Below are 12118 nucleotides of genomic sequence, written 5' to 3'. Positions count from 1 at the left end.
GGAGTACCCCACGAAAGCCGCAGCTCACCGGCTCGGGCTACGCTGCCGTCACACCACTACAGTAGCAAGCACCGCCGGCCGCTACTCCGCCAAAAACCCGTGCTCCAGGACGTCCATGTACTGGACGGCTTGGTCGACGACGGGGTCGAAATCCTCAATCTTAATCTGCGGATTCGCCCGCACCATGACTTTGGCTTGCTCACCGATGGCATTGGACAACATCAGGATCATGTTGCTGATGGTCTCGGCAGTGACGCCCGCCCGCAGCGGCATCCGCTGCAGGACGGGGCCCACCATGTCCGGAACCGAGGTCGTCAACTGGTTGGACCAAATTGCCTGTAGCTGCGGTCGTAACCGCTCCGGTAGGTTACCTGCTTCGGCGTACGCCTGCATGGCGAGGGCAAATTCATCCGGGTAGCGCAGTTGCAACTGGATCTTATATCGTAGCGCGCGTACCACCATGTCCTTGAGGTCCGCCGAGTCTTGCCATACGGACATGTCGGCCGCCGCCACAATCTTGCTGTAGGTTGCCCGCACGGTCTCGACGTACAGGTTCGCCTTTGACTGAAAGTAGTGGAAGATTAACCCCTTCGACACGCCCGCACGTTCCGCAATTTGTTCCGTGTTGGTGTCCCGATATCCATGCTGTGCGAACGCGTGCATCGCCACGTCAATGATGCGGGCCGATTTTTCTGGATCGATTGGTTGTCTGGTTCTGGCCATAATTACCTCCTAGTTCTCCAATAAGTCGCGGTGAGCGTAACCACCAAAGCCGCCGATAATCAAGGTTACGCCGAGTGCGATCATCATCCCGGCGGTGGACCACTCCACCGCGTGTAGCGGCACGTTGTTCACCCAACCGTACGGGGTGAGGGCCGTTGCCCAATCGGGGAAGTCCAACAGGCTACCCAGGTAGAGGGAAAAGAAACCGTACGCCGGGACCAGCCAGGCCAGGTTTTGCCACCGTGGCAGCCAGCCGATGAATGCGGCCGTGATCCCCATGGTTACAATTAGCGCGGGCGTGAACCCCCAAAATGCGCGCATGAACCGGGACAGTGCCACCGCGTCTTTGCCCATCGAGGCCGCGCCCGCCGCATACATCCCCAGAATTCCCATCAGGTACGCCAGCACCGCCACCACCGTGGCCAGCGCCGTAATGCTGTAGTAGAGGCGGAAGCGCGACACGGAGCGGGCGTGGAGCTGCTCCCAATAGCCCTTGGCCTCGTCGCGATTGATGCGCATCAGCGTGATGAGGCCGGGCACCGTCGCCAGCACCACAAAGATGATGGCTAGCTTGTTCGCGAACTGCAGCACGATGGTCCGGTTGGCCGCACGGACGGCCGTGGTACCAATGAGCTTGGCCATCGTCGGGTTCGAGGACATTAGGTCGCCGGCGGTCCCAAAGATGGAGCCGTACGTCGCGCCGAGAATGAACATCCCCACCAGCCAGATAATGATGCTGGTCCGGTCGAGGCGGGCGACGAGGCTGAGGGGTCCCCGCAACCAGCGGCTGGCATAGCGCCGACCGTCACGTTGTGGTAGCAGGCCTGCACCCAAGTCACGGGTGGTGACCAACGTCAGGGCGATGCCACCAGTAACTACGGCGACTGCCAGCATGAGTAGCAGCGGCCACCAATTATTACTACCATAAATATCGAGCTTCTCAATCCAACCGTAAATAGTCCACCAGGTGAGGTCGGGGTTCTGCACGTCCGTACCCATCCGGGCAATGAACAGCACCCCGAGAACGACGTAACTGAGGATGGTGGCACCACGGCCAGAAGCCGCAACTTGGGCGGCAAGAAAGGTAATGCCGGCGAACATGAGGCCAAAGGCGGCGACGCCCAGCCCAAACAGCCAGTTACCGTTGCTATCAATCCCGGTCATCCCGGAAAATTGCAGGCCGAGTGCGGCCAGGATCCCGACACCGAGGTTGACGACCAACACTTCCAGACCGGCCGCAGCCAGGCTAGCGTTGCGACCGGTAGCATGGGCGGCCACGAGTTCGGTAATCCCCGTATCCTCGTCGGCACGGGTCGTGTGGACGGCAAAGTAGATGTTCATCATGGCGACAAAGAGACCCATGAAGATCATCATCTCGGCCGCGTAGATGGTGGCGACCGTGTAGGCGTGGGCGCTAGGTACGGGGCCCAGTAAGGACACCATGGCGGGCGTCTTGAGTGTCGCCATGATGGCGTCCATGGCCTTTTTGGTGCCGTACAGGCCGTCAAATTTGGCGGCGGCGCCGGCCATGAGCCCGACGATACCTAGGGCCCACAACGTAATTTTGAGCCAATCGCGCCGCAGGTTGAGGCGTAGTAGCATCCCCGTGCGCGCAAATTTAGTGTTGCTCATCAGCGTCGGCCCCCTCCTGGTTGTAGTACCGCATGAACAGGTCCTCAAGCGTTGGTGGCGTGCTCTGTAGGCTCTTAATACCCAACGGGGTCAGGGCACTCATCACGCTGCCCAACTCTTCAGAATCAACGGCAAAGCTGGCCTTGGCGCCGCTTTGTGTGAAGCCGTGCACGGCGGGCAGCTTGGCGATACCGTCCAGAGGCTGGTTGGTGCTAACCGTCACTTGGGTGCGGCTAAGCTGGCGCATGTCATCCAGCGAGCCGGTTTCGATAATCACGCCGTCGCGAATGATACCAATGCGGTCGCACATGTGTTCCACTTCGCTCAGAATGTGGCTGGACAGCAGGACACTTTTGCCGGATGCTTTGAGCGCCAGTACGTGCTGCTGGAAGACTTCCTCCATCAGGGGATCGAGCCCACTGGTGGGTTCATCAAAGATGTACAGGTCCGCCTCGGTGGAAAAGGCGGCAACGAGGGCGACCTTTTGCCGGTTACCCTTAGAGTAGGTGCGGGCCTTCTTGGTGACGTCCAGCTTGAAGTCTTTGATGAGCGCGTCGGTTGTTGCGGAGTGCTTTTGGCCGTTGAGTTTGAGGAACAGGTCGATCACTTCGCCACCGCTGAGGTTGGGCCACAGGTACACGTCACCGGGCACGTACGCGATGCGGCGGTGAATGCTCACGGCATCCTGCCAGACGTCCTGCCCAAAGATGGTGGCGTCACCACCACTCTTGCGTAGAATACCGAGCAGGGTGCGGATGGTGGTCGATTTACCCGCACCGTTCGGGCCGATAAAACCAAAGACTTCGCCGGCGTTGACGGTCATGGTGATGTCTTTGAGTGCCTGGAACTTACCGAAACGTTTCTGTAAATGGTTAATTTCTACGATTGGTTGCGTCATTTTGACGGCCTCCTAAAAAGGGTGTGCTCACTGCACTATTGAATACACCCATAGTCTAGCACCCGTTAACCGGCCGGTCAATGACTGATTGGTCAATTTATTTTTATTAGACAAGTGGGCTTGTATTGCTGTGAATATTGTTGGCGGACCGTACCTGTTAATGCTAGTGTGAGCACCAAAAAGCCTCCCCGGTGTCAGAACACTGAGGAGGCTACGCGCACCGTTATTGTTTGCGCGGTAAATTCAATAATCGGTGGAACAAGCCGAAAATGGTGAGACCGAGTACCACCAGCAGGGTAAACGCCCAACCGCTACCCGCCGCGACGTTGGACGCATGGCTGGCACCCGGGTGGTGGACCATGCCCATCATTAGCGCGAGCACCGTGGTCCCGACCGCGCCGAATACCTGCTGACCGGTATTGTAGAGGGCGTTAGCGTCGTTCTGCACGGATTTGTCCATGTGCTTGAGGCCGTACGCAACGGTATTGCTAAACGCCATGGACCGACCAATTGCAAAAATCAGGTAGGCGACCGTGACGCCTATTACGCCGAGGTGGTTGCCCCAAACGGCGAGTAGCAGTAATGCCAGTGTAAAGAGTAGGTCACCGATGTACAGCGGCACCTTGCCACCCCAATGGTCGAGCATCCAGCCGTACACGGGTTGCCCAAAGCCGTTGAAGAGGCTGCCAGGCAGCAGTACCAACCCGCCAATGAGTGACGTGGCCCCGAAGACTTCCTGGACGTAGTTGGGCACCAGAAAGTTGATGCCGACGTTGGCAAACTGAAGGAAGATATACGGGAGAAAGCTATAGAGGAAGGCGGGGTCGCGGAACACATTGAGTTCAAACAGGGCGCGCGTGGCGTTGCGGGATAGGCGAATAAACGCGGCAATCCCAGCACCGGTTAATACCATGAGAAGCAGGAACCCGCGCCAATCACCCGTGCCCAGTTGGTTCAGGCCGACAATCAGGCTGATGAGCGCGATGGCTAGCAAGAAGAACCGTGTCCAGTCAAAAGCATAATGTTGGGTGGGTGTATACTGCTTGATCCGTCCCTGACCGAGAACGAGGAGTGCGATGGCTAAGGGAAGTGTGGCCCAGAAAATCATGCGCCAGCTGGCAAAGGCGACGACGGCCCCGCCAAAAGTTGGCCCCAGCGCGGGAGCAATCAGAATAATCAGGTTGGCAATACCTAAATATGTGCCTAATTTTTGCCGTGGGACCACGTCGAGGATGATGTTGACCATGAGGGGCGTACACAGGCCAACGCAACCAGCCTGAATCAGGCGCCCGGCCAGTAACACTGGGTAAACGCTAGCGGTTGCACACAGCAGGTCGCCGACGATGAACAGTACTGCCGAGGTGACAAATAGTTGGCGGTTGGTGAAACGGCGCTTCATGTAGGCCGATGTCAGCATGACCAGCGCGGCCATGAGCAGGTACCCGGCCGTGACCCACTGGACGGTACTGAGGCTCACGTGGAATTGTCGTTCCAGCGCGGGAAAGGTGACGTTCATTGAGGTTTCAGTCAGCACGCCCATGAAGGACATGAGCGCGACGATTGTGACCACCAACATGGGGCGATCTTTGGGTGTAGAGCTTGGAGTAGCAGTGGACAATTTTGAACGATCCTTTCGTGATGCATGGTTAATAAGTTTCATTATAGTGCATGGAAGGTTTGTGTGTTTAGCGGCCATCAATACATATCCGTACCGGTAGTTGGTAATGACGATTTCGGCGCGGCAAAGTTGCGTGAATTTAGTTTACGCCGAAATATGATTAATACTCGTTATTTAAAGCAACAAAATCACCGTTAATGTTGAAATTTTCGGTGGTGTGGGTACACTGTGCTCCGTGTTTTGCTAATTATGTTGGGGCTAATTTTAAAGAGCCTATCGCGGATAAATTAATTTAGCCCACTTTCACCGATGATGTCCAACAAATCGAGATTTGCGTAAAAATTAGATATATACGCTAACTTTGCCTTGTTATATAATATTAATACTAAGAACGATGTTTTACGGAGGTTCAGTCACGCATTGCGGTTGGTTAGCGTGATATCAAAGCCCCGAAAGTGATGGATTTCTGGCCAGAATAATTAGCGATGTGGGGAAAAAGCCAATGGTAGCAGGTACTGACGAGGTTGAGAACACCTTCTTTGCCCAACCGATTATAAATATCGACACCGGAGCGACCATGCGCTACGAGTTGTTGCTGCGGGAAAGGCGGCCTGACGGATGGCATTTGCCGTCGTCATTCGGCCTGCCGTTTGTTGAGGCGCGTCGACTATTATTAGCGGCGCTCTCGCACCTAGACGTTAAGCAAATCGACCTTAACTTAACTGCAGCCCAGTTTGCCAACGCGCGGTTTATCAACCGACTCGTTGAATTGAAACTCGCCACTCCGGAGTTAGTGCACATGAACGTCGAGCTGACCGGGACGCCGAGCATCGTCACCCTCCAACAGATGGGTGTGCTGCTCAGCCAAGCAGACATTCACGTGACCATTGATGACGTCGGATCCGATAACCTGCGGATGGACGTGGTGGACCTGTTTCCGTGTATTGACAACGTGAAGTTTGCCATGCAAAACGTACGGCATCCGGGTAGCTGTGCCGACGTTGAGGCCCAGGTGGGCTACTGGAAGCGGTTGGCCGATGAACACCACCTGCACTTTACCCTGGGTGGTATTGAAAGCCACGCGGACGTCGATGTCGCCGAACAGTTAGGTATCACGGAAGGCCAAGGGTTCTACTTTGGCCGCCCGGTAATACCGCAGTAATCGTTTAATGCGCGGAGGCGTTGGTTCAACCAAGATGGTTGGGGTCGGCGCCTTTTTAGTCTACCGTATTATCTAAGAATAAATTAAACCCAATTTGGTGGTATTATGTTGTTAATAAAAAGCCAACAAAACTTGGCTCAGTGTTAACAAATTGTGCGCGTCGTGATGGGTAAGGGGATACCCGGTTAATTACGGATGCGTGCCTTTGGGGAGTGGGTTTATGGAAATGGATTTTCGGGCGGTGGTTCCCCCTAGTGGGGCGCCGCTCAACTTGTGGGTGTGGGTGGCACAGCTGCTTATTACGACGGTCTTTGCTACGGGATTTATTACGTATTATCAGCAGGCCTGGCACATGGCCTTTGAAACGTATCGCGACCGGCCGGTAATCAGTGGCAGTATTCGCTGCGGCATGCTGGTGGGCGCCATTGTGGTCGGTATCGCTTTGCACATGGTGGGCTGGCTAGTCTTCGCCAACGCCTCGGGGCTCATGTTTCATAATCTGGGTCTATTTGCCCTGACTTTTCCACTGATGGTGGAGGGTGAGAGCATCATGGAGTACCTAGTGCAGGTGGTCGGCGTGGTCTACGTCTGGAATATGCACCACATGGGGTATTTCAATAGTCCCCAATACGTCGTGTCAATGGTGGTGCTGGCCGTCATGGTGTACGTCATGTGGCGGTACAAAGGCGCGATTCGGTACCACGTAGAACGCAACGTGGCTGTCTTTGCGGTAATCGGGATTAGTTTCTGGGCGTTGTTGCCGCACCATTCGGCCGGCCTGACCATGAACCCACTGATTGCGGTACAGGGCTTCACCATGTATCTGGGCATGGTGATTGCCACCGCATACTTTCTGCGCGCTGACCATCGGGCTAGTGTGCGCAATCAGGAGAATGACCAAACCGCTCACTTTGATAGTCTCACTAACGCCAAGAGCTACGCCACTTATAAAGAGGATGTCACGGCGGCCTTTGCCCAGGCTGAAGCGCAGGGGCAACCGCTCAGTATGGCGGCGGTCGACATTGATTACTTTAAACAAATTAACGATCATTATGGGCATCTGGGCGGGGATGACGTCCTCGTGGGGATTGCTCGACAATTGAGCGCGGTTCTGGCTCGCCACGGTGGCCGCGCAGCCCTCTACCGTACTGGCGGGGAGGAATTTAACGTCCTGTTGCCGGGGATGGATGCCCAGACGGCCCGGCCCATTGTGGAGGACTGCTGGCGTAGCGTGCGGCAAAGCCACTTTGCATCCGGCGTGAACGTCGTGCAGGTCACAATTTCTGCCGGTGTCGTGGACATGGTGGCTACGGACAACAATATTGAAGACCTGTACCGGCGCGCGGATGAGAGTCTGTACCAAAGTAAGCATCACGGGCGGGATACCATCACGGTAAACGGTCAAACCGTTACGAGCGCGACCGAGCACCGTCCGGTAGCCATCCGGACCATTTTGACCCAGCGTGTGTACGATACACGGACGAATCCGCTAGTGCCGACGCACGATGAGGTGATTTTGGCTACCTATGAGGAAGCGTATGACCGGTGGGATTTCCCTGAGCACGTGCACCTACCGCTGTCTGCGCAGTTGGACTATATCAGCACGGTCCTAGCTGAGTGTGGCAGTCGGCGGTTTATTATGAACTTGACGCCGCACCAGTTTTTGGATCCCGGTACTCCGGACTATTTGGCGCGGTTCAAAGCCAGCCAGCCACAACTGGACGTTTTGGTGGTAGAACTCGACGACCTGCCTGAGGCCGACCAAATTATCCGTGTAGCCCCACGTTACCGCCATTTTGATCTTCGGATAGAACTGGATAATTTGGATCCAATCAAAGACGCTGAGGTAATTCGGGCCTTGCTGCCAACCGTTGACGGGTTGAAGTTTGACGTTAACCGGGTGCGGCGCGCTGCCGAGTCGGGCCAGAAGCTAGTTGGTAAGGCTGACTTTCGGCAAGCGGTGGCGCGGTACAACGTGTCGGTAGTGGTTAACGGGATTGATAATAGTCAAGACGCTGCGTACGCGCAGGAGGTACTGGACGCGCGGTACGTGCAGGGATACTACTATGACCGGCCTGAACTTCCCCGCTTTGCGTAACCCATTTGCGGGCAGGGCACCGCTAATTTTGAGATGACGCTGGCTTATAGTGGGTGATTATGTCAAAATTAGTGTAGATAGTAACGCGTAGAGAAAAGGGGGACACATCATGGTAGAACTTTGGTTAACCCGGCACGGTGAAACGGAATATAACGTTAGCGGTGTGGTGCAAGGAGTGGTGAATTCTAACCTGACTGAGCGTGGGGTGGCGGATGCGCAGGCCCTAGGGCACGGCTTTGCTACCGATGGGGTCACGTTTGACGCGGCCTATTCAAGCGACCTGCAACGGGCGGCGGATACCGCACAGTTAGCCTTGTCGGCAGCGGGGATGAACCTCAACGTCCAGCAAATGGCGGGTCTCCGCGAGCAAAACTTTGGTTTATTTGACGGCCAGCCGGAGTCGCAGCGCCAAGGGGCGTTGGCCGACATGCTACGGGAGGCTGGTGTACCGAACGTTGACCGCCTCAATATGAAGCAACTGGTTGATTTAGTCCGGATTCTTGACGTCCACCGGGGCGGCGGCGACGCGGAAAACAGCCAGATGAGCCTCAAGCGGTTTAATCAGGCCATGACCACCATTGGCGAGCACGCGGTCGCTAACCAGCAGGACAACGTCTTTATTGTGGCGCACGGGGCCATTATCTGGTTATGGCTGAATTCGCTGGGGATGCCGGATACGGCCGACTTCATTAAGAACGTGGCGGTTTCCAAGATTGTGTACGGTAAAGGGCGGTTCACCCTGCTAGGGTACAACGACCGGCGCTACGTGGAAGAGGGTGGTGGCACTCGTGACGTGCCTGCCCAAGAGTTTAAATTGGACTAACGGTTGGTCCCACGGTTAAAAGCGAATAGCTTCTATAGTATGGGTGGGTCAGTGACAATTCCGGATTGTGAATTGTGGCTGACCCACCCTTACTTTGTTTGCGGACAGGTGGGCCTGACAGCCGGGCGGGGAGCAACTCCTTCGTACTGGTAATAAAATCCCCAGGTGTGCAGAATGACTATGAATCGGCGGGCCGCCCGGTTGGCCCCCGTAAGTATATGTGCGGTCACTATGGGGTGATGCGTGGTACAATCATGGACGTGAGTATTAAATTGGTGATTGGCCGATATTAATTATGCGTTAACTGGTTGCACGAGCGTGGGGCGCTCGTGGGTTAACGACGGTATTAGCCAGTCGATGGGGAGGTGAGGCCATGCTTGATGTAGGCATGTCGCGTATGGTGGGCTCATTTATTGTGGTGCTACTAACCAACGTGACGGTGCTCCTAGGGATTATTGCTTTTGTTTACTGGGTTGATCTGCAAGCTGCGCCGTCGCGGGTGTTTCGTTGGCGACGGCCAATCAAAGTAGCGTTGGGCGTGGCTGTTTTGACCTACCTCTACGCGGAATCGTGGGTGAACGGGAATCTTGGTCCCCAGGTTTTTGGCTACCATTGGGTATACATCAACATGCTCGCGGTTATCTTGTTTCTAGTCGTTACTCGGAGTCGGCGTTGGTGGGAGCTCGCACTGGTGGATGTTATCATATGCCCTTACGTAGTTGTGAGTACAAACCATACCGGTCCCGAGGTGTGGATTAGCTTGCTGCTGCTGTTGGGGTGCACGGCGATTGATTTTGCGTGGGGTGAGTGGACGCAAAAGTCACGCTTCGTCGCCTATGCCTTTTTGGCGTTCACCGGCGCAGCCGCAGTCATGCTGAACCAGGCAATGTCGGTTAATGAATCGTTCGTGTTGGTGCCAGGATTTTGGCTTCGGCAGTGGCTGGGACTTATTATCCTAGGCGCGGTGGGTGTGGAGTACACCAGCACGTTGTCATTGGCGCTAATCCGCAACCGCAAGATGGCCCATGATGCCCGGATTGATGGCTTGACGCAGTTGGAAAATTTTAACGCGTTTAACCGTAGTATGGAACGCCATTACGCCCACTTTTTGGAACAACATCATGGCTACGCTGTGTTTGAGCTGGATGTTGATTGGTTTAAGAGTATTAATGATACATATGGGCACCTAGCGGGTAACCGCGTACTGTCGGCGGTAGCACACGAGTTGGTGGAATGCACGCACGGTGCGCCCTGGCCGGCGACAGCTTACCGTCTGGGTGGCGAGGAGTTTGGCGTCATCATGGATGCGGAGTTGGACCACGACCAGGCTTACAAAGTCGCGGATCACTTCAAGGAATGTGTAGCCCACATGCGTTTTAGCGAATTGGACACGCAGCTACACATTACGGTTTCGATTGGGCAGGCCAACGTACACAATGAGCATTACAGTTTTAACGACGCGTATAAGCAGGCCGACCGCAATCTGTACGTTGCTAAGCAAAATGGACGCAACTGTATTAGGATTGAGGGCGGCGTAGCGAATTAGCGGCTGGTGGTCAAAGTGGGGGTAGTACAACAACCTGTAAACAAGTAATAATTGTAAGCAAATAAGGGCGAAGCCGGCGTTAATTGCCGGCTTCGCCCTTATTATCGCTGTATTTAGTTAGTACATGGTTACCGATAATTACAGAATTTGAATTCCCGCTGCGGCACACTGGTCGAGCATGTCCTGGGGCCAAACACTAGCCTGAACTTCACCGACGTGGGCCTTGCCTAGTAGCAGCATGCAGACACGGGACTGGCCGATACCGCCGCCGATGGTGTAGGGCAGTTCGCCCGCCAAAAGTTGCTGGTGGAAGGGGTACTTCATGCGGTCCTCCGCACCAGCGGCCTTGAGCTGGCGGCGTAGCGCGTCCTCGTCGACACGGATACCCATGCTGGAAACTTCCAGGGCACGCTGCAAAGGTTCGTACCAGAACAGGATGTCACCGTTCAGCTGCCAGTCATCGTAGTCGGGGGCACGGCCGTCGTGACGTTTGCCGCTCTTGAGCGGGCCGCCAATTTGCATGAGGAAGACACAACCCAGTTCTTTGGTGATGGCGTCCTCGCGTTCCTTAGGGGTCTTGTCTGGCCAGCGGTCTTCCAGCTCCTGGGTGGTCACAAAGTGAATATCGTCAGGCAGGTGGTGGACTGCCTGTGGGAACTTGTACCATACTTCGTGTTCCATGTGCTTCAAAACTTTGAAAATCTGCCGGACGGTGGCCTTCAGCGTGTCGAGGTTCCGTTCGTCTTTGGCGATAACCTTCTCCCAGTCCCACTGATCCACGTAGATGGAATGGATGTTGTCCAGATCCTCGTCTTTCCGGATGGCGTTCATGTTGGTGTACAAACCTTCATGCATACCAAAGCCGTAGCGTTTCAAAGCGGCGCGCTTCCACTTGGCCAGGGAATGGACGACCTCGATTTCTTGGTCGGGCATGTCCTTCATGGTGAAGTGTACGGGTGTTTCCACACCGTTCAGGTTGTCGTTTAAGCCGGTCGATTGTTCAACGAACATTGGCGCGGACATCCGGGATAGGTTCATTTCCTGACCAAATTCATCCTGGAAGGTTTCACGAATGTAACGGATGGCTGCCTCAGTTTCCTTAACGGACAACTTGGGGTCGTATGATGCGGGGATAATTAATTCCATGAGCTGTGCTCCTTTGTTAAATCCAGTAGTGACGGTCAACACGGGACCAAAGAAAAAAACCTCTCTCGTCCCAATACATGGGACGGAAAAGGTTTCCGCGGTACCACCCAAGTTGTTTATGTAATATAAACCACCTCAAAAGAGTACTAACATACTCCGCCGGCGATAACGTTCCGGTTACGACTAAGCCTACTCGGGCGGCGCCCTTTGGGTTAGCAACTAAGAAAGTGTTGTTCGGATTTTGTCGACCCCGATTGAGTTTCCACTATCCTCAATTCACTGGCGGGGGATTTAAAATCTTACTAGTCTTTCCTCTGTTTTTAATTTATGTGATTGACAGTATCTTAGCACGCCGATTTCCAATGTGCAAATGTTTTTTTGATCAAACGCAAACATTTGTCGAGATCCGCCACATTGTGGGGGGGCGGTCGCGTCGGTCGGACCGGCGAGCTACGGCTTAGTGGGGCACTCC

9 protein-coding genes and 1 other annotated feature are annotated in these 12118 nt (G+C 55.0%); of the genes, 4 read left to right on the top strand and 5 right to left on the bottom strand.

Annotated features, from left to right (window positions below; translation table 11 throughout):
* Positions 1 to 81: 81 nt before the first annotated feature.
* The 4 genes from LPA02S_RS08360 to LPA02S_RS08345 form a co-directional block, all read right to left on the bottom strand.
* Entirely contained in the window at positions 82 to 723 is a 642-nt protein-coding gene (locus tag LPA02S_RS08360) for a TetR/AcrR family transcriptional regulator (RefSeq protein WP_056956679.1), read from the bottom strand.
* 9 nt (positions 724 to 732) lie between these two features.
* Positions 733 to 2355: an ABC transporter permease gene (locus tag LPA02S_RS08355; RefSeq protein WP_056956678.1), complete on the bottom strand. Its 1623-nt coding sequence runs from the start codon at positions 2353 to 2355 to the stop codon at positions 733 to 735.
* Positions 2342 to 3253: an ABC transporter ATP-binding protein gene (locus LPA02S_RS08350; protein ID WP_056956677.1), complete on the bottom strand. Its 912-nt coding sequence runs from the start codon at positions 3251 to 3253 to the stop codon at positions 2342 to 2344. The genes LPA02S_RS08355 and LPA02S_RS08350 overlap by 14 nt, the downstream gene beginning before the upstream one ends.
* 223 nt (positions 3254 to 3476) lie before the next feature.
* Positions 3477 to 4829 carry an MFS transporter gene (locus tag LPA02S_RS08345; protein ID WP_054651672.1) on the bottom strand — a complete coding sequence of 451 codons (1353 nt, stop codon included), beginning with the start codon at positions 4827 to 4829 and terminating at the stop codon, positions 3477 to 3479.
* A 544-nt stretch (positions 4830 to 5373) separates the two neighbouring features.
* Here LPA02S_RS08345 and LPA02S_RS08340 point away from each other — a divergent pair.
* The 4 genes from LPA02S_RS08340 to LPA02S_RS08325 all read left to right on the top strand — a co-directional run bounded on the left by LPA02S_RS08340 (position 5374) and on the right by LPA02S_RS08325 (position 10500).
* On the top strand, positions 5374 to 6033 hold the full coding sequence (locus tag LPA02S_RS08340; RefSeq protein WP_054651670.1) for an EAL domain-containing protein: 660 nt from the start codon (positions 5374 to 5376) through the stop codon (positions 6031 to 6033).
* Between the two features lie 220 nt (positions 6034 to 6253).
* Positions 6254 to 8131 (top strand): GGDEF domain-containing protein, encoded by a 1878-nt coding sequence (locus LPA02S_RS08335; protein WP_056956676.1) that lies wholly within the window; start codon positions 6254 to 6256, stop codon positions 8129 to 8131.
* 109 nt (positions 8132 to 8240) lie between these two features.
* Entirely contained in the window at positions 8241 to 8954 is a 714-nt protein-coding gene (locus tag LPA02S_RS08330) for a histidine phosphatase family protein (protein WP_054651664.1), read from the top strand.
* A gap of 373 nt (positions 8955 to 9327) precedes the next feature.
* Complete coding sequence (locus tag LPA02S_RS08325; protein ID WP_054651662.1) at positions 9328 to 10500, top strand: GGDEF domain-containing protein; 1173 nt, start codon at positions 9328 to 9330, stop codon at positions 10498 to 10500.
* A 138-nt stretch (positions 10501 to 10638) separates the two neighbouring features.
* Here LPA02S_RS08325 and asnA read toward each other — a convergent pair whose 3' ends face one another.
* Entirely contained in the window at positions 10639 to 11646 is a 1008-nt protein-coding gene (gene asnA, locus LPA02S_RS08320) for an aspartate--ammonia ligase (protein WP_054651660.1), read from the bottom strand.
* A 75-nt stretch (positions 11647 to 11721) separates the two neighbouring features.
* Positions 11722 to 11970 (bottom strand) — a binding site (T-box leader).
* Between the last annotated feature and the right edge of the window lie 148 nt (positions 11971 to 12118).

Source organism: Lacticaseibacillus pantheris DSM 15945 = JCM 12539 = NBRC 106106 (genome assembly GCF_001591865.1).
Lineage (GTDB): Bacteria > Bacillota > Bacilli > Lactobacillales > Lactobacillaceae > Lacticaseibacillus > Lacticaseibacillus pantheris.
The sequence above is the reverse complement of the archived record's forward strand: the minus strand, read 5'-3'. Positions and strand labels throughout refer to the sequence as shown.